Here is a 16,803-nt window from a genome sequence, read left to right as displayed (position 1 = left end):
GAAAACCCGACATTCTGAAACGACAATCGTATGCTAGATTAAAAAGAATCAGGTATAAGCATGGTAATACGAAGGCCGCGACCTATATTTGCAACAATGAAAGGCACAATGGCACATCTGCACCATCATCATGCACGAAGCACAAGTTTCGGAGCCGTCTGCCTATGGATTTGATTTAGTATTACTAAAATATATTTTCCTAAAGCCTGACTCCGAACAGAGTCAGGCTTTTTTTGTTGTCTGAATCAGGATTTACAGGATTCAAGGATTTACAGGATTTATTAATCATTCTTCACTATTCATTACACATTATATATAATGGATTTAGTTATAGTTGATTACAAAGCGGGTAATGTGCAGTCGGTGCAGTTTGCGCTGGAGCGGTTGGGCGTACAGGCTACGCTGAGCTGCGATTTTGAGACGATCAAGGCGGCGGATAAGGTAATATTTCCGGGCGTGGGGGAGGCCTCGTCGGCCATGGCACAGTTGCGGGCCCGCAACCTCGACAAGTTGTTGCCAACGCTCGAGCAGCCTTTTTTTGGCGTGTGTTTGGGAATGCAGCTGCTTTGCGAGCACTCCGAAGAAGGTGATACCGATTTGCTGGGCATCATCCCTTTGCCAGTGAAGCGCTTCGAGACGGACCTGAAAGTGCCGCACATGGGATGGAATCAGCTGGAGAACTTGCAATCGCCCTTGTTTGAAGGTATAGCCGAGGGGGAATTCGCCTACTACGTACATAGCTATTATGTGCCGCTAAGCGAGTACACGATTGCGCAAACTTCCTATCCGGAGCCCTTTTCAGCTGCCCTACAGTATAAAAACTTCTACGCTGCGCAGTATCACCCCGAAAAAAGCGGTCCTGCCGGTTCACAGATCCTTAAAAACTTCCTTGCCTTATGATGGAAATTATCCCTGCCATTGACCTGATCGGTGGCCAGTGCGTGCGCCTCACCGAGGGCGACTTCGCTCAGCAAACCACCTACGACAACAATCCGTTGGAAGTGGCCAAACGCTTCGAAGCCAACGGCATCAAACGGCTGCACCTGGTGGACCTCGACGGCGCCCGCGCCCGCAAACCGGTGAACCTGAACGTACTCGAGCGCATTGCCGCCAACACCAACCTGACAATCGACTTTGGCGGTGGTCTGCAGTCAGACGAAGCCGTTAAACTGGCTTTTGATGCGGGTGCAGCACAGATTACAGCAGGTAGTATCGCGGTGCGTGAACCGGAGAAGGTAAAGAACTGGCTCTTGCAATACGGTTCCGATAAGATCATCATCGGAGCCGATTTCAAAGGCACTAACATCGCCATCAGCGCCTGGACCGAAGAGAGTAAATACCCGCTGCAGGATTTTATGTCAGGTTATCTGAAGACGGGGGCCAAACTTTTCATCTGCACCGATGTTAGCAAAGACGGCAAGCTGCAGGGACCTTCCACCAACACCTACCGTCACCTGAAACTCACCTTGCCTGATGCTCAAATAATTGCCAGTGGCGGCGTCACAACCGTACAGGATTTGAAGGAACTGCAGGAGATCGGCGTAACCGGTGCCATCATCGGGAAGGCGATCTACGAAGGGACCATCACATTAAAGGATTTAGCGCGATTTTTATGTTAACTAAACGCATCATACCTTGTCTGGACATAAAGAACGGGCGCACCGTAAAGGGCATCCGTTTTGAGAACATCCGCGATGCCGGTGACCCGGTGGAACTGGCCAATTGGTATGCCGAACAAGGTGCCGACGAACTAGTGTTTCTGGATATCACCGCTACTAACGAAGAGCGCAAAACCTTTGCCGAGCTAGTACGCGACATTGCCCGTCACATCGACATACCATTCACAGTAGGAGGCGGCATCAGTGCCGTGGCCGACGTGGAGGTGCTTTTGATGGCTGGCGCCGATAAGGTATCGGTCAATTCGGCCGCCATTCGGAACCCGCATTTGGTAGATGACCTGGCCCGTCGCTTCGGCAGTCAATGTGTGACGGTAGCCATCGACACCAAGCATACCGAAGCGGCGGGTTGGAAGGTATACGCCCGCGCCGGAACCGTTGAGACCGAGCATGCCACCGTAGACTGGGCGAAGAGAGTAGTGGATCTGGGTGCTGGTGAGATCCTGCTGACCAGCATGAACAACGACGGCACCAAAGCTGGATTTGCGCTGGACATTACCCAGGCGGTTTCGGAAGCTGTTTCTGTTCCGGTCGTTGCTTCAGGAGGTGCGGGCACCATGCAGCACTTCGCCGATGCTTTTCAGGTAGCCCATGCCGACGCCGCTCTGGCCGCCAGCCTCTTTCACTTCCGCGAACTGGATATTCCGGACCTGAAGCGGTTCCTGAAAGCAGAAGGTATAGCGGTTCGGGTGTGATTCTAATTTAGTGATTGAGTGATTTTGTGATGTAGTGAATTGTTAGATGGCTGAATGGTTAAATTGTTGTGCGCGACGATTAGGCAGAAGTTGCGGATTCATTGCCAGAGCATGATCGGACAGAAGTTTACTTGGCCGAATCGGTTAAGGACAATAAACAGTTTAACCTTTCAACAATTTAACCATTAGCCTATTTTAAACTTTCAAATTATAAACTGTGCTAGATTTCGATAAAATGGGTGGGCTGGTGCCTGCTGTGATACAGGATGCTGCCACAAGTCAGGTGCTGATGCTGGGTTACATGAACCAGGAGGCCTTTGACAAGACACATAAAGAAGGGCTGGTGACTTTTTTCTCCCGTTCCAAAAACCGCCTCTGGACCAAAGGTGAAACTTCCGGCCATACCTTGCAGGTGGTGAGCATAGCCGAGGACTGCGACAACGACTCACTTCTGATCAAAGTAAATCCTAGCGGCCCCACTTGCCACACCGGCGATACCAGTTGTTTCGGAGAGGATGCAGGAGCGAAGCGCATGGCGGCTATTCAGTTCCTAGCCAAACTGGAAGAGGTGATACAACAGCGCAGAGCCAATCCGACCGAAGCGTCCTATACTAATTTTCTGTTCGACAAAGGTGTGAACAAGATCGCTCAAAAAGTAGGCGAGGAGGCCGTGGAAACAGTGATAGACGCGGTGGCCGGCAAACTGGATACCATGAAGGGAGAGGCAGCCGACCTGCTATACCACCTGTTGGTGCTGCTGGCTGCTACTGGCCTGGAATTAGCCGATGTGGTGGAGGTGCTGGAAGAGCGTCATAAAAAATAAAAGCCAGCCGCGGAAGCGGCTGGCTTTTATTCTAATGAGTTGGTTTATATGCCTAGTTGCTCGTAAGTTTGAGATTGTTGAAGCTGCCTTTCAACACGATGTTGCACTTACGGGGCTTGCTCGGGTTACTCTCGTAGGATGCAGGATCAGTTACACTGCTAATCGTCACCTCAAAACTGCCACTGGCAAGGCCCGTCGCGGCATTGTACGTGTTTATTTCAAGCTGTCCCTCCATGCGGTTACCGCTACTGAAGAGCGCGCTTTTGCTCGTCTTGTTGTAGTAATGATAATAAGTAATGTCAGCTCGTCCCTTTTTGTTGTTGGAAAGAGATCGGATAGCATACGTGCCGACAAAGCCTTGCAGAAGGTCGCTTTGTTTTATAGTAAATACCAATGCGTCGTTTGCAGTTGGGCGGGATGGCTCAAAGTCTATCTGTAGTTTTTCTTCGTCCGAGGCGAGCTGCATTTCCCGCTGGCTAAGGCTGTATACGGCCCTGTCCTCTTCTTCTGATTCAAAGTAAAGAAAAGACCTTTCCATTGTCGCCTCCACTTTCGGCACAATCGTAGTGCTTTCGTCGTCCTGTTTATCACATGAAGCAAGGAAAAGTGGAAGAGCTAAAAGCCACGCAAAAGGTATGATCTTTTTCATAGTTTTAATTTGACTATAAAGGTATGAAAAAGATTACTTTAGCCGCAATAAATATTAAAAATTCTTTATATAAATTCTTTGATCGCGTCCGCTACTTCGCCTCCTTTCTCTTCCTGCACAAAATGACCCGCATCAAAACGCTTTACCTGGGCCTCTGGAAAAGCTTGTACCCATCGTTCTAGCAGGTGGGAGGGGAGCAGTTTGTCCTTTTCGCCCCAGAGGATCAGCTTAGGTATAGCGCGTAAATTTTCGCGCTGGTTCCAGAGGCTGGCAAACCAAGGGCCGGATTCCTTTAAGGCAATGGCAAAACGCCAGGTCCCGATGCGGCTTCTGCTGTTATTGAGCGGCTTCAGGTAATGTTGGTGCACGTCTTTGCTGAGGTGGCGTTTTTGGTGGTAGCCTTTGGGCAATAGCAGGCGAGCGGAGAAACCCAGGTTCAGGTATAGAAAACGACCAACAATGCTGTTCAGAAAACCACTGATTTTCATCATTTGAGATTCGTCTTCGAGCGACCACATCCAGGTATTTAAAATAATGAGTCGCTTGATATTTTCCGGGTGCTTCAGGGCATAGTTCAATCCAATGGGCCCGCCAAAATCATGCACGACCAGCGTGATGTCTTTTAGCTGAAGGTGTTCGATGAACTGCTCCAGGTTATGCGCGTGTGCCTCAGGGGTATAAGCAAAATTTAGCGGCTTGTCTGAGAGGCCGAAGCCCAGGTGATCAGGTGCTATACAACGGTGAGTGCGGCTAAGTGCCTTAATCTGTTGCCGCCAGACAAAAGACCAGGTGGGCGTGCCGTGCACAAATACAATGGGCTCTCCCTGTCCTTCGTCTACGTAGTGCATGCTACCGGTTTGCAGCTGCACCACCTGGTGCGCAAATGGGTATAGAATGCGGTCAAGCCATCGAGGTGATTTCATTTTAATAAAACGATTAAGTCTTTTTGTATTTCATGATCAGGAGAGAAGCCACGTCATCGATGGGGTAATTGTCGTAGAGCAGGAAATGGCCTGCCATGCCGTCGATGGTGGCGAAAAGCAGTTTGGCCTCCAGGTCAGGGAAGGGAATGCCTGCCTCGACCAGGTTCTGTTTTATGCGATCTTCAATGTAGGCGGTCTGCTGCTGCATTTCAGTCATCAGTTGCCTTACAACCTCAGACTGCAGACGTATTCCGTGCAGCAACTTCCAGAAGCTCTTCTTTTCTTTCAACAGCTTCACCGTCTGCCGGATGTGCTGTTCTATACCTGTGCCTCCTTGTTCGGGATGGAGTGCAAAGGAGGCGTGCACGTCTTCCACGCTGCGGCGAAAAATCTCCTCCAGCAACTCGTCTTTACTTTTAAAGTAGTTGTAAAGCAGCCCGAGCGATATACCTGCTTCCTGTGCAATGGCGCGGATCGATGTGGCTTCGTAACCTTTCAATGCAAAAAGCCTGAGCGCTACTTCCACCAACTTATTAATACTCTGTTCTCTTTTTTCCTGAAATCGGGACATTGAATCATGAACTTTTGTCCAAATATACTATGATTGAACGTTCGTTCATAATATTGGTTGCATTTCGCCCCATTTTGTGCTCCTTGATACAGTTTATGAATAAACAGAACCAGGAACTCACCAGCTATACCTGGCAATGCATAGAGAGCGGTATTTTTAAACAACAATAGTTTTGCAAGGTTATAAACACATAGAGCCAAGGCTCGTACTCAACTGAAACAAACAGAATACGTGAACTATAAATCGCTCCTTCGTACGTGGTGGGTATGGCTACTGCTCGTCCTTGCGCTATTGTTGATCATCGTTGGCTTGCTGACGTCGCAATTCCTTACTCCCTGGCTAAAAGATGAATTAGAGTCACGGGTACAGGAAGAATCTAAGGGGCTCTATACCTTACAACTGCATGGCCTGGATTCCTCGCTGCTGAATGGAAATATAACGGCTGACTCGATCCACTTAGTGCCTAGCTTTGAAGTATGGGATGAGCGCCAGGTAAGTGCCCAACAAGATACTGCCCCCGTAAACATACCCCGAACCCTGCTGGATCTGAAGACAAAAGATCTGGCATTGGCCGGCATTAATTTCGTCGGCATCCTGCGCGGAAAACCACTTGATCTGAGCAAACTGCGCCTTCAGCAGCCCACCATCCTGATCACAGAAATGCGACAGGACACCTCACAAAGCCATGAACCATTGCATGAAGCGGTGGATGGGATACTTAAAGGACTCCGGGTCGGGCAGATCGAAGTAGATAAGGCAACTCTTCGCATCAGGGAAGGGCAGAAAGCCAAGGCAAACAGGATCTCATTGGAGGACCTGACGATTCTGGTGAAGAATTTTGAATTGGACAGCGCTTCATTTCAAAATAAAGAGCGTGCTTATTATGCGCGGCGCATCGCATTGGAGTCAGGAGAAGCAGCGTTTATGCTTCCTGATGGCACCTATAAGTTACAGGCTTCAGCACTTAAAGCCGATACCGAAGACGGTACTCTCAACATTGGCCAGTTCAAATTGGTCCCATTGCTGGACAATGCGGCGCTGGCTCGGCAGAAAGGGAAAGCTGTTTCGACCATTCGACTCGACGTGCCGGAAATAAATGCAAGTGGCGTGAATTATAAGGTGCACTCCAGGTATAATAACCTTGTGGCGTCTCATGTGGTAATCAAAAACCCGTCTCTGAGTGCTTTCATGGATCGCAAAAACTTCGCGGTTAAGGGAAACAAGCCCTTGCCGCACGATATCATCCGGGATTTAAAAACCGGACTCACGCTAAATAAAATAGAGGTACAAGGTATGCACATCCGCTACGAAGAGCTTGCTGAAGAAGCGACCGAAAAAGGCCTGATCACCTTCGAAAATCTTTACGCTACCATCACGAACGTTACCAACGACAAAAACCGCATCTCAGCCCAAAGGCCTGCCATAGTGGAGGCGAAAACGCAGGTATACGGAAAGGCGCCTATAGCGGTCACCATCAGGTTGGACCTACTAGACCCGAGCGGCTACCATACCATACAGGGCACAACCGGTCCTACTAATCCTGCCATTCTGAACCCGATTCTGGAACCCACAACCTTCATTAGTGTGAAGGAGGGCAGCCTGCAGAAGAGCGATTTCAAAATGGAACTCTACCGAAACAATGCAAGTGGAAACCTGAACGTGCGCTATCAGAATTTTAAAGTTGATGTGCTGACCAAGGATGAAGACAAGCGGCAGTCACTCGGCAAAAAGATACTTTCAAAAGTGGCCAACAAAGTAGTGATCAAGTCAGATAACCCAGGCGAAGGTGAGGAATTGCGGGCCGGAACAATTGAGGTGGTGCGTGCCCGGAACCGCTCTGTCTTCAATTATTGGAAAGATTGCCTGGTGAGCGGTTTTCGTACGGCTGCAGGTATAGAGGGTATCGGCGCCAACCTGCAGGACCCCAACAGATAAGCAACATGACAGTCCGGTATCTGGGGAAAAATATTTTCAGCGTTTTACCGAAAGATATCGCACTGCAGCAGGATAATTTTTTACATCTGCTACAAAAAAATAACACAGCAAAACTAACCTGTGAGGCTGTTTCGTAGTTATTATATTGGCTAACGCAAAAACGAAACAGTACAATTATACCCTATGCACTACGAGGCGGATAAAAGCGGAAACCTGATATTGAAAGAGTTACACGGCCATTTCCATGTTATTGGAGATGTACACGGCTGTTTTGATGAATTAGTGGCACTGCTGAAAAAACTGGACTACGAAATAAACAATGACAAGGCGGCGGGTCATTACCGTGTGTCAGCGCCGGCGGGCTGTATGGCCGTGTTTGTAGGCGACCTGGTGGACCGTGGACCTAACTCACCGGAGGTCCTGCGCCTGGTGATGGACATGGTAGAGCAGGGTGTGGCGCTGTGCGTGAGCGGCAACCACGACGATAAGCTATACCGCAAGCTCATGGGGCGCAACGTGCAGGTAAGGCACGGCCTGGAACTTACCATGGCGCAGCTCGAAAATTATGACAAGGCTTTTATTACACGGGTACGTGATTTCCTGGGGCAGCTGCCGCACCACATTATCCTGGATGAGGGCCGTTTGGTAGTGGCGCATGCCGGTCTGGAGGAGCGCCTGCATGGGCGACACAGCAAATCGGTGCGTGACCTTTGTTTGTATGGGCCCACCACCGGAGAGGTAGATGCCTTCGGCCTACCGGTTCGCCTCGATTGGGCGGCAGACTACTCGGGGGTGGCGGTTGTGGTATACGGCCATACGCCTGTTCGGGAACCCCGCTGGAAAAACAACACCATCAACATTGACACGGGCTGTGTCTTTGGAGGCAAACTCACCGCGCTTACTTACCCTGATCATATCCTTACCACTGTCGAAGCCTTCGATACATACGCCGAGTCCATCCGGCCATTCTTACATCATCCAACCCACTAAGAATACCATACTTATACCTGCTAAGGGCTATACCTGCTTGTTGTCCCGCTCGTGGTCGCGGTGGGCACTGTGCTCTTTGTGAAGATAGTCTTTGAACTCCTCCAGGTTAGTGCGCTCCCAGAAAGGGATTTTGTTGCGCACTGCGGTTCGTCCGATCACGTGCGCTGCCACCGGCGAAGTAAGGAACGTAAAGCCTATGATCAGCATCACTTTCAGGAACATATCGGGCTCGTTGAAGTAGATCCCCATACCTGTCAGAATAAGTCCCAGCCCCAGCGTGGCGCCTTTCGTAATGGCTGACATGCGGATGTAAAAGTCGGGGAAGCGCAAAAGCCCGATGGTAGAAATCGTCATGAAAACGACGCCGATGATGATGAGCACCGAACTGACGATCTCGCGGATAAGCAGGAAATTGATGTTATCGAGCATAAGCTATCGGGTTGACTTCATAAGGTAATACGCAAACGAAATAGAGCCAAGAAAACCGAACAGTGAGAGGATGATGCCCACGTCAATAAAGTCTTCATTGCCGGTGAATTCGGTATAGATGGCTACCATGCCAATGATATTGGCCACAAAAAGGTCAAAGGCGGTGATGCGATCAGGTAGCGTGGGTCCAATGGCAAAGCGAATGCCCGTCATGACGAGGCAGAGGCTGAGGGAGGCCATGGCGAATATCAGTGTGAAGGAAAATAAACTCATCTGGTCAGTTGCATTAAACGGCGCTCAAAACCGTGTTTGATGTGATACTTTACAGATTCCAAATCGTTGTCTTTCACATAGAGCGTGTGCATGTATAGAAGTTTTCGGTCCGCGCTGATGTCAATCATAAGCGAGCCAGGCGTTAAAGTGATGATGTTTGCCAGCAACGTGATCTCCAGGTCGGTTGTAACGGAAAGCGGAACAGCCACGACTGCGGGCTTCATACGGTAGTTGGGCGTGAGGATGTCGTAGGCCACACGCAGGTTGGCCACCACGAGTTCTTTTAAAAAGTAGGCGATAAAGTTGAGGGCCCTGGGCAGTTTATGAAAATAGGTACGATGGTAGAAGGGAGTGGTGAGCCACAACACAAACATGATGAAAACAGCCACCACAACGGCCCAGAACGCATTGTAGGGCAGCATAGGGTCCCCGTACTTGAAATAAAGGTAACTGCCGATAAAAGCAATGAGGAAGTGTATGATAAATGTTTTCATGTTATCTCTTTAATACGGCATTGATGTATAGTTCGCTGTTCAGGAGTTGTTCGGCCGCCAGCTGCGCCATGGCCACCACGGGTTCGGCATAGAGACCGATAAAAAGAATGAACACTGCCAGAAAAGCCACCGGCAGGTGCAGCAGTCGGTTGTTATGTTTCTCACGTTCAGTCATAACGTTGAGAAGCGGATCAGACTCGGGCTTGTTTTTCCAGAACACCTCGTTCCAGATCTTGGTCATGGAGAAGATGGTGATCAGGCTGACGGCAAGTGACACGAGCACGATCACAAAACTATCGATTTCGAAGCCGGCCTTGGCCAGCATGAACTTGCCCCAGAACCCCGAGAAAGGCGGTATACCAGCCAGCGAGAAAGCCGATATAAAAAACAGCACCGACAGAAAAGGCTGCTGCAGGTATATGCCGCCTAGCTTCTTGAGCGCAAAGGTGCCATGGCGGTGCGCCACTACGCCACTTATCAGAAATAAATTTGTTTTGACCAGGATGTTGTGCAGGATAAAGTAAATACTGCCTGCTATGGCCAGCGGCGTATACAGCGCCAGTCCCATCAGCATATACCCGATCTGACTTACGATGTGAAAGGAAAGGATCTTACGGAAGTCATTCTGAGAAGCCGCCCCAAACACCCCGAGCACCATCGTAAATCCAGCCAGCACGGTTAACAGCGGTATCGTCAACTCTTGGTCCGTGACGAACACAAGCGTAAAAAGCCGGATGAACGCATACATACCTACCTTGGTGAGCATGCCCGCAATAAAGGCTGATATGGCAATGGGTGGGGTATGGTAGGAAGCCGGCAACCAGAAAAAAAGCGGAAAAATGGCCGCCTTGATACCGAAAGCAATCAGGAAAAACATACCTGCCATGGTAATTAGGGCCGGGTGCGACACCGGCGTGCGCACCAGCACGGCCAGCTCCGCCAGGTTGAGCGAGCCCAGTATGCCGTATACCACCCCTATACCTGTCAGCAGAAAGCCGGTAGCCAGAAAGTTGATGGTCACGTACTTAATAGCCCCCTCCAATTGCGGTTTGGTGCCCCCCAGCGCAATCAGCACGAAGCAGCAGATGAGCAGCACTTCAAACCACACGAACAGGTTGAAAAGATCCCCCGTCAGGCAGGCGCCGGACACGCCCAATTGCAATATCATGAGTACCGGGTAGTAGCCAAAGCTCTGACGTGCCTTGTCGAGTCCTTTGATGGAGAAGAGGTAAATGGCCATGCCTGTAATGGCGCTGGTGATGACCATCATGGAGCTAAACAGGTCGGCCACCAGCGTAATGCCAAAGGGGGCAGGCCAACTACCAATCTGGGTAGTGCGAATACCATGTTCATTCACATCAAAGAGCAGCATAAACGAAGCAATCAGCATACAGGCTTGCGCCAGGATGCCGATAATCTGTTGCGCCCGTACATACCGCCATGAGAAGAGGCTGAGGATGGCCCCGTACAGCGGAATGAGCATTGGCAACACGATGAGCAGGTGGTTCATAAGGGGTGCTTAGTGTTTTTCTTCTATCTGGTCGGTAGTATTCATGTCGTCGAGGTCGTTGGTACCGAACGACTGGTATACCCTTTTGATGAGTACAATGGCAAAAGCCTGAATGCCAAAGCCGATCACGATGGCGGTGAGCAGAAGTGCCTGCGGCACGGGGTCGGCAAATGGCTCTGTGGCTACCTTTTCTTCCGGCCCGATAATGGCCGATCCGCCGCGGGTCAGACGGCCGATAACGAACAGAAACAGGTTGGTGGCCAGTCCAAAAAGAATAAGCCCTAGTATGAGTTTAAAAAAATGCCGGTGCAGGATCAGGTATAGACTCGCCGAAAAGAGAATTCCGATCAAAAAAGGCAGTATAAGTTCCATGTTCTTATTCTTCTGACATCACAAAAGTTATTTTGAGCACCACCCCAATCACCAGCAGGTATACACCCAGGTCGAAGAGGATTGGTGTACCCGGTTTGCCCAGTATCGGGATGTAAAAATCGGTCCAGTACGCGTGCATGAAGGGCTGCCCTGACAACAGGCCAAACACACCGCTGGTAACGGCCAATAGCAGGCCCGTAGCGATGATGTAGACAGACTCGATGCGGATCATGCGGTGTTTGACTTCCGGGTGCCGGGCCATTTTTCTGCGCCGCCACACATTCACCCGCATCATGCGCATGAGGTAAAGCGAGCGGCTCTGGTTAGGCTGGCGCGGGTATCCGTAGAGGTTCACCTTCAGGAAGGTGTCCACGGTGTGCTGCGGCCCGTGCGTCATGGTATGGAACACAAAGGCGATGGCTCCGATCAACCCCCCAATAAAGCCCCCGCCCGGGTGGTTATGCCCCCGAAACAAGGTATAGACGGAGAAGATGATGAAGATGGGGATGAGGATGCGAATGGCGGTCGCAAGTATGACGGTTTTCATGGTTTGTCTCCTTTCTGCATACGTAGTTTCAGCATGGCCATAATACCGATGGCGGCCACGGCCAGCACCACAATCTCTCCAAGTGTGTCAAGTGCCCTGAAATCTACCAGAATCACGTTTACGATGTTGCGCCCCTGCCCGAGCAGGTAACTGCTTTGGCCGTAGTAGGCTTTCAACTGCGAGTCGAGCGGATACTGCTTTACGATCAGGATCACATAGGTCATCACGGCGCCGAAAGCCAGGGAGAGCAGCACATATTTGTAGCGCTCCGAGGCATGCGACAGATAGGTGAAGGCCGGAAGCTTGTGAAGTATGAGCACAAAAATCACGACCGTCAGGGTCTCGATGAGCAGCTGGGTAGCGGCCACATCCGGCGCCCCGAAAAGAATGTAGAACAGCGCCACTGAGTAGCCGATAATGCCCATGATGGCGATGGACGTGAGGCGGGAGCGTGACTTGAAGAGAAAGATAAGCGCCGGTATGATCATCATCAGGAGCACCACTTCATACAGGCGCAACTGCGTGAGTTCGGGGAGTCTGTTTGCCAGCTCCAGCCGCGGCCCGCCCCGCGAGAGCGAGAGCACCACCAGGGCGATAAAAGCTGTGATGATGGCTGCAATATAGCTGCGCAGATACCCGTTCTGGATTGTCGCTGTAATTTTGGTGGCCCCGGTCAGGAAGCCATTGAGTCCCAGTTGGTATAAATTGGCCGGGCCCAGCCGGTAAAGTCCGTTAAAGCGGCTGGCGTAGCTCAGCAATTTATTTGAGTACCGGTATACCACATAGCCCAGCAGTACGGTGAGTAGACTCAGGCCCAGCACCAGGTTGAAGCCATGCCACAGGGCCAGCTCAAACACCTGCTCCACACCCAGCATGGCCTCGGCGGCACGGCGTAGGAGCGGCGTCACGAAAAAGCCGGGCAGCAGCCCAAAGACCAGGCCAGTGCAGGCCAGTATAACCGGGGGCAGGTATAGCAGCGGCTTGTCGGGGTGCTGAAGTGGCGTGGGCCTCGTGCTGCGTTGCCAGAAGATACCAAATCCCAGCGCAATGGCCACTGCCACGAACACCATGCCCGAAAAGAAGCTTACAGCAAAGAGCAGCCACCGGAATGGACTCTCCTGCAATGTGGCCTCATACAGCAGTTCCTTGCCGATAAAGCCAAAGAAAGGCAGCAAACCCGCCATGGACATACCTGCCAGCAGCGCCGCGGTAGCCGTGTAGCGCATGGTGCCGGACAGACCACTGAGCTGCGTCAGGTCGCGGGTGCCGGTTGCGTGGTCTACGTTGCCGGCCACCAGGAAAAAGGTGCCCTTGTAGAGCGCATGCGCGAGCAGAAATACGACCATGGCCTCCAGGGCGGGCGCCGTTCCTATACCTGTCATGGTCACCAGTAGTCCCAGCGCGCTGATGGTGGTGTAGGCCAGAATGGCCTTGAGATCGGTGTGTTGCGTGGCCAGCAAGGCACCTAGCACTGTGGTGACGCCGCCCACCAGCATCAGGGTATACTGCCACTCGTCGGTGCCGCCCATCACGGGGGTGAGCCGGGCCAGCAGGTATACGCCCGCCTTCACCATGGTGGCCGAGTGCAGGTAGGCACTAACGGGCGTGGGCGCGGCCATGGCGTTGGGAAGCCAGAAGTGAAAGGGAAATTGCGCGGATTTAGTGAAGGCTCCCAGCAGCAGCAGCACCAGAGCCGGCAGGTAGAGGGCATGGTTTCTGACCAGGTCGCCACGTTCCAGCAGCTCGCTCAAGGTATAGCTTTCGCCTGCCAGACCCAGCAATATCATCCCGCCCATCAGGGCAAGTCCGCCAAGGCCCGTTACCAGCAGGGCTTGCAGCGCCGAACTCCGAGAGCTCTCCTTGTCGTGCCCGAAACCGATGAGCAGGTATGAGCTGATGCTGGTGAGCTCCCAGAACACAAACACAGAAATAATGTTGCCGGCCAGCACGAGTCCGAGCATAGCCGTCATGAACAGCGCGAGGTATAGGTAGAAACGCCCCAGCAAAGGATGTCCCTTTAGGTAGCCGCCCGCGTATAGCATGATAAGGGTGCCGAAGCCTGTGATCAGCAAGGCGAAGAGCAGACTGAGTCCGTCGAGAAAGAAGTGCAGGTTGATGTTGAGCGAGGGAGCCCAGGCCTGCAGTTCACCCAGGTTCTGGCCGTTGAGTACGGCAGGAGCCAGTGTGAGCAGGTACACAAAAATGGAGAACGGCAGCAGCGCCATCGGCACGAATACCCATTTACCGAGCCAGCGGTAGAGCATAGGCGCGGCAAATGCCAACAGGAAACCTGCGAGTATAGCTAAAAACATCAAAAATGCTTAGTTTGTAAATGTATCCTTGTTAATTTCGTAGCTGATTTAACACTTAGTACCAATCTGCGCGTTTTATGTTACGTCAGGGGCGAAATTGAGAGGGGGAGAACGAAAAAGACAAGCGCAGCAAACGTTAACCCATAAACCAAAACATTATCATGAACTCGCTGAAACGTATTATGGTGGGGCTCGACCTATCGGAGATGGACGAAACCCTGATCCGCTACACCGCCTTCCTTTGCTCCATCTCCGAAATAGAAAGAGTTTACTTCATTCACGCCGAGAAGAGTCTGGACATACCTGACGAAGTGTATGATAGCATGCCAAATGGCATGCCTGCCGATGAGAAACTGCGCACATCCCTGATCGAGCGAGTAGACCGTTATTTCGGGCCCGACAGCCGTGTGCAGGTTGAGGTGCAGGTAGTGGAAGGTTCTCCTCTGAAAGAACTGCTGCACTGGTCGAAGGTGAAGCAGATCGACCTGGTAGTAGTGGGCCGCAAATTCCACATGCGCGGAAGCGGTGTGCTGGCTCAGAAAATACTGCGCACTGGCCGTGTGAGCGTGCTGTTTGTGCCAGAGAACGAGGATAGCGTTTTAAGCCACATCATGGTGAGCGTTGATTTCTCGGAATACTCGCTTATGGCCCTTGAGCGTATGCTGAGTTCAGCGCTGCCCAGACCCGAAGTGCGCATCACCTGCCTGCATGTGTACCAGGTGCCAAGCGGCTACATCACTTTGGGCATGAGCTACGAAGACTTTGATGAGCGCATGAAAGGCTTTGCCCGCAATAAGTTCGAGCAAGTGCTCGATCGTTTCCCTGAGCTGAGAGACAGGGCAACGCTGCGACTTGTAAAGCAGGAAAATGAGGATGACGTGGGCGAGTTGATCATGGTAGAGGCCAAGCGCGCCAAGGCCGACATGCTCGTGATCGGGGCCAAGGGTAAATCGGCCGCGGCACTGTTTGTGCTGGGTAGTGTAACTGAGAAAATCCTGCGCTACAACGACGACATCCCCATGATCGTGTACAAGAAAGAGAAAGAGGAGATCGGATTCCTGGACGCCCTGCTGAGCAATGATTAGTGACTAATGATTAATGAGTAATTACTATTCACGAGTAATTATTCATTAGCCATTACCCGTTAAAAAGACCTGCTATACCTGTGTGTGTGGCAGGTCTTTTGTTTTGCCGGCCACTGCCAGCACCAGTATACCCAGCAGCCCGGCCAGCGCAGAAGTGGCGTAAATGCTTATCCGCACGAGTGTGAGTTGCTCAGCATCTGCAAAGGTCTGCAAGGCCTGAAACAGCGAGAACACAAAACCGGCGCCTGTCAGCATGCTTGCACCAATCAATTGCCCCCAATGTACGGCGGCAGGTATACGCGCTATACCTGAAAGCGAAGCCATCCAGCCAAAAAGCAACATGCCAAGCGGCTTGCCCAGCACCAACCCCAGGCACACTCCCAGCGGAACAGGACCCAGTAAATCGCGCCAGGCAAAACTGTTGTAGGCGAAGGGCACAAAAGCCAGCACGAAAAGCGGCAGCGCCAGGTAGGCCGCCCAGGGCAAAAGCCTTTGTTGCAGCCGCCGAAGCGGGGAGAGCGCGCGTGTGCTGTTCACCCGGAGCGTATGCACAGCCGCCTGAAAATCCTCCTCAATTTCTTCATCCGGCTCCGGGCGCTTCATCATGCGCAGGGCATGGAGTTGGCCCATAATGGTATCGGTGGAGGTCACGAAATCCTCTTCGCGTACTCTGGAGTGCACCGGAATAACCAAGGCCAGCAATACACCGGCCACTGCGCCCTGCACACCCGCCAGTAGCAGGCTTATCAGCATACCCAGACTCAGCATCAGGTATAGCCACATGGTGCGGTTGCGTAGTGCCCGTAACACCACGAGCAGCCCGAACAGACCGGTGGCGATGGATAAGACGAGCATATTTTGGACGGAGGTGTAGAGAAGAACGCTGAGCAGCAAACTAGCTATACCTTGCATGATGGATGCCGTGGATACGTACACCCGCAGCGAGAGAGGTAGCGAGTTGCTGGCCAGCGCGAGCAAGGCCAGTACCGTTGCCGCATCGGCCGTGGCCACGACCGGCCACCCCGACGCAGCGCCAGCAGGCGCCAGATAAAGGTAAAATGCCACCGGAAGCACCATGCCACCCAGGGAGGCAGCCACCGTAAAGATCAGATCAGGCTTTTCCTTTAGTTCGCCCACCCGCAGCACTCGTTTCAGTTCCAAGCCTAATACCAGGTATAGCAGCGTCAGCAGCACCTGCTGCACCCAGAAACCAAGCGGCTGCGCGAAGCTGTATTTGCCAAAAGTGATCGTTAAGGGGTTCTCCCACAGGTATAGCCAGGAGTGGCCCCAGGGAGAGTTCAGCCAGGTAAGGGCCAGCAATGCGACTACGATCGTTAAAGTGCCGCCACGCACCAGTACCTGCTCGAAACGCTCGAAGGTATAGACAATGCGTTTGATCAAAAGGGGTTTAGCTGCCAAGGTATAAAAGAATAGCCATATTCAGATTTACCTTAGAGACGTAGCAAGTCCTGAAAAGTTTTGACCTGGCTTTGCCTTGTAGCTAAAATAGTAACCGGGA

The 16,803-nt window shown here is 51.8% G+C and carries 18 protein-coding genes; 7 read left to right on the top strand and 11 right to left on the bottom strand.

Features of this window, described 5'->3' with window-relative positions; genetic code table 11:
• The first annotated feature begins 318 nt into the window (after nucleotides 1–318).
• From hisH to hisIE, 4 genes are all read left to right on the top strand, one after another.
• Complete coding sequence (gene hisH / locus BD749_RS02780; RefSeq protein WP_101442844.1) at nucleotides 319–900, top strand: imidazole glycerol phosphate synthase subunit HisH; 582 nt, start codon at nucleotides 319–321, stop codon at nucleotides 898–900.
• Nucleotides 897–1,619 (top strand): 1-(5-phosphoribosyl)-5-[(5-phosphoribosylamino)methylideneamino]imidazole-4-carboxamide isomerase, encoded by a 723-nt coding sequence (gene hisA, locus BD749_RS02775; protein WP_101442843.1) that lies wholly within the window; start codon nucleotides 897–899, stop codon nucleotides 1,617–1,619. The genes hisH and hisA overlap by 4 nt, the downstream gene beginning before the upstream one ends.
• Nucleotides 1,613–2,371, top strand: coding sequence for an imidazole glycerol phosphate synthase subunit HisF (gene hisF / locus BD749_RS02770; RefSeq protein ID WP_101442842.1), 759 nt, complete (start codon nucleotides 1,613–1,615; stop codon nucleotides 2,369–2,371). The genes hisA and hisF overlap by 7 nt, the downstream gene beginning before the upstream one ends.
• Nucleotides 2,372–2,606: 235 nt before the next feature.
• On the top strand, nucleotides 2,607–3,194 hold the full coding sequence (hisIE, locus tag BD749_RS02765; protein ID WP_101442841.1) for a bifunctional phosphoribosyl-AMP cyclohydrolase/phosphoribosyl-ATP diphosphatase HisIE: 588 nt from the start codon (nucleotides 2,607–2,609) through the stop codon (nucleotides 3,192–3,194).
• Nucleotides 3,195–3,246: 52 nt separating this feature from the next.
• On the opposite strand, the gene BD749_RS02760 is transcribed toward hisIE, so the two are convergent.
• The 3 genes from BD749_RS02760 to BD749_RS02750 form a co-directional block, all read right to left on the bottom strand.
• Nucleotides 3,247–3,843 (bottom strand): hypothetical protein, encoded by a 597-nt coding sequence (locus BD749_RS02760; protein ID WP_101442840.1) that lies wholly within the window; start codon nucleotides 3,841–3,843, stop codon nucleotides 3,247–3,249.
• A gap of 65 nt (nucleotides 3,844–3,908) precedes the next feature.
• On the bottom strand, nucleotides 3,909–4,766 hold the full coding sequence (locus tag BD749_RS02755) for an alpha/beta fold hydrolase (protein WP_101442839.1): 858 nt from the start codon (nucleotides 4,764–4,766) through the stop codon (nucleotides 3,909–3,911).
• Between the two features lie 13 nt (nucleotides 4,767–4,779).
• A complete protein-coding gene (locus BD749_RS02750) occupies nucleotides 4,780–5,337 on the bottom strand; it encodes a TetR/AcrR family transcriptional regulator (protein WP_101442838.1) in 558 nt (185 codons plus the stop codon).
• Between the two features lie 231 nt (nucleotides 5,338–5,568).
• On the opposite strand from BD749_RS02750, the gene BD749_RS02745 reads away from it, so the two are divergent.
• Together BD749_RS02745 and BD749_RS02740 are read left to right on the top strand one after the other, a co-directional pair.
• Complete coding sequence (locus tag BD749_RS02745; RefSeq protein WP_143741219.1) at nucleotides 5,569–7,272, top strand: hypothetical protein; 1,704 nt, start codon at nucleotides 5,569–5,571, stop codon at nucleotides 7,270–7,272.
• Nucleotides 7,273–7,455: 183 nt separating this feature from the next.
• Nucleotides 7,456–8,262, top strand: a complete 807-nt coding sequence (locus BD749_RS02740) for a metallophosphoesterase (RefSeq protein ID WP_101442836.1) — start codon at nucleotides 7,456–7,458, stop codon at nucleotides 8,260–8,262.
• A gap of 27 nt (nucleotides 8,263–8,289) precedes the next feature.
• Here BD749_RS02740 and mnhG read toward each other — a convergent pair whose 3' ends face one another.
• From mnhG to BD749_RS02705, 7 genes are read right to left on the bottom strand one after another with little or no spacing between them, the layout of a single operon-like run.
• Nucleotides 8,290–8,691: a monovalent cation/H(+) antiporter subunit G gene (mnhG, locus tag BD749_RS02735; protein WP_101442835.1), complete on the bottom strand. Its 402-nt coding sequence runs from the start codon at nucleotides 8,689–8,691 to the stop codon at nucleotides 8,290–8,292.
• Between the two features lie 3 nt (nucleotides 8,692–8,694).
• Nucleotides 8,695–8,964 carry a monovalent cation/H+ antiporter complex subunit F gene (locus BD749_RS02730; RefSeq protein ID WP_101442834.1) on the bottom strand — a complete coding sequence of 90 codons (270 nt, stop codon included), beginning with the start codon at nucleotides 8,962–8,964 and terminating at the stop codon, nucleotides 8,695–8,697.
• Nucleotides 8,961–9,458, bottom strand: coding sequence for a Na+/H+ antiporter subunit E (locus tag BD749_RS02725; RefSeq protein ID WP_101442833.1), 498 nt, complete (start codon nucleotides 9,456–9,458; stop codon nucleotides 8,961–8,963). Before BD749_RS02725 ends, BD749_RS02730 begins: the two co-directional genes overlap by 4 nt.
• A 1-nt stretch (nucleotide 9,459) precedes the next feature.
• Nucleotides 9,460–10,968 (bottom strand): proton-conducting transporter transmembrane domain-containing protein, encoded by a 1,509-nt coding sequence (locus BD749_RS02720; RefSeq protein WP_101442832.1) that lies wholly within the window; start codon nucleotides 10,966–10,968, stop codon nucleotides 9,460–9,462.
• A gap of 9 nt (nucleotides 10,969–10,977) precedes the next feature.
• A complete protein-coding gene (locus BD749_RS02715; protein ID WP_101442831.1) occupies nucleotides 10,978–11,340 on the bottom strand; it encodes a Na+/H+ antiporter subunit C in 363 nt (120 codons plus the stop codon).
• 4 nt (nucleotides 11,341–11,344) lie between these two features.
• Nucleotides 11,345–11,887: an MnhB domain-containing protein gene (locus tag BD749_RS02710; protein ID WP_101442830.1), complete on the bottom strand. Its 543-nt coding sequence runs from the start codon at nucleotides 11,885–11,887 to the stop codon at nucleotides 11,345–11,347.
• Nucleotides 11,884–14,199, bottom strand: a complete 2,316-nt coding sequence (locus BD749_RS02705) for a putative monovalent cation/H+ antiporter subunit A (protein WP_101442829.1) — start codon at nucleotides 14,197–14,199, stop codon at nucleotides 11,884–11,886. The genes BD749_RS02710 and BD749_RS02705 overlap by 4 nt, the downstream gene beginning before the upstream one ends.
• A gap of 161 nt (nucleotides 14,200–14,360) precedes the next feature.
• Here BD749_RS02705 and BD749_RS02700 point away from each other — a divergent pair, with 161 nt between their 5' ends.
• A complete protein-coding gene (locus tag BD749_RS02700; RefSeq protein ID WP_101442828.1) occupies nucleotides 14,361–15,284 on the top strand; it encodes a universal stress protein in 924 nt (307 codons plus the stop codon).
• 72 nt (nucleotides 15,285–15,356) lie between these two features.
• Here the strand turns inward: BD749_RS02700 and BD749_RS02695 are convergent, their stop codons facing one another.
• A complete protein-coding gene (locus BD749_RS02695) occupies nucleotides 15,357–16,703 on the bottom strand; it encodes a Na+/H+ antiporter NhaA (protein ID WP_245868650.1) in 1,347 nt (448 codons plus the stop codon).
• Nucleotides 16,704–16,803 lie beyond the last annotated feature (100 nt).

Source organism: Pontibacter ramchanderi, assembly GCF_002846395.1.
In the GTDB taxonomy this organism is placed as follows: domain Bacteria; phylum Bacteroidota; class Bacteroidia; order Cytophagales; family Hymenobacteraceae; genus Pontibacter; species Pontibacter ramchanderi.
Note: the sequence above shows the minus strand (reverse complement) of the source record. Positions and strands in the feature narration are given on the sequence as shown.

Coding starts and splice junctions, on each gene's coding strand:
- hisH (WP_101442844.1), top strand. CDS start 319: ATGGATTTAGTTATAGTTGATTACAAAGCGGGTAATGTGCAGTCGGTG.
- hisA (WP_101442843.1), top strand. CDS start 897: ATGATGGAAATTATCCCTGCCATTGACCTGATCGGTGGCCAGTGCGTG.
- hisF (WP_101442842.1), top strand. CDS start 1,613: ATGTTAACTAAACGCATCATACCTTGTCTGGACATAAAGAACGGGCGC.
- hisIE (WP_101442841.1), top strand. CDS start 2,607: ATGGGTGGGCTGGTGCCTGCTGTGATACAGGATGCTGCCACAAGTCAG.
- BD749_RS02760 (WP_101442840.1), bottom strand. CDS start 3,843: ATGAAAAAGATCATACCTTTTGCGTGGCTTTTAGCTCTTCCACTTTTC.
- BD749_RS02755 (WP_101442839.1), bottom strand. CDS start 4,766: ATGAAATCACCTCGATGGCTTGACCGCATTCTATACCCATTTGCGCAC.
- BD749_RS02750 (WP_101442838.1), bottom strand. CDS start 5,337: ATGTCCCGATTTCAGGAAAAAAGAGAACAGAGTATTAATAAGTTGGTG.
- BD749_RS02740 (WP_101442836.1), top strand. CDS start 7,456: ATGCACTACGAGGCGGATAAAAGCGGAAACCTGATATTGAAAGAGTTA.
- mnhG (WP_101442835.1), bottom strand. CDS start 8,691: ATGCTCGATAACATCAATTTCCTGCTTATCCGCGAGATCGTCAGTTCG.
- BD749_RS02730 (WP_101442834.1), bottom strand. CDS start 8,964: ATGAGTTTATTTTCCTTCACACTGATATTCGCCATGGCCTCCCTCAGC.
- BD749_RS02725 (WP_101442833.1), bottom strand. CDS start 9,458: ATGAAAACATTTATCATACACTTCCTCATTGCTTTTATCGGCAGTTAC.
- BD749_RS02720 (WP_101442832.1), bottom strand. CDS start 10,968: ATGAACCACCTGCTCATCGTGTTGCCAATGCTCATTCCGCTGTACGGG.
- BD749_RS02715 (WP_101442831.1), bottom strand. CDS start 11,340: ATGGAACTTATACTGCCTTTTTTGATCGGAATTCTCTTTTCGGCGAGT.
- BD749_RS02710 (WP_101442830.1), bottom strand. CDS start 11,887: ATGAAAACCGTCATACTTGCGACCGCCATTCGCATCCTCATCCCCATC.
- BD749_RS02705 (WP_101442829.1), bottom strand. CDS start 14,199: ATGTTTTTAGCTATACTCGCAGGTTTCCTGTTGGCATTTGCCGCGCCT.
- BD749_RS02700 (WP_101442828.1), top strand. CDS start 14,361: ATGAACTCGCTGAAACGTATTATGGTGGGGCTCGACCTATCGGAGATG.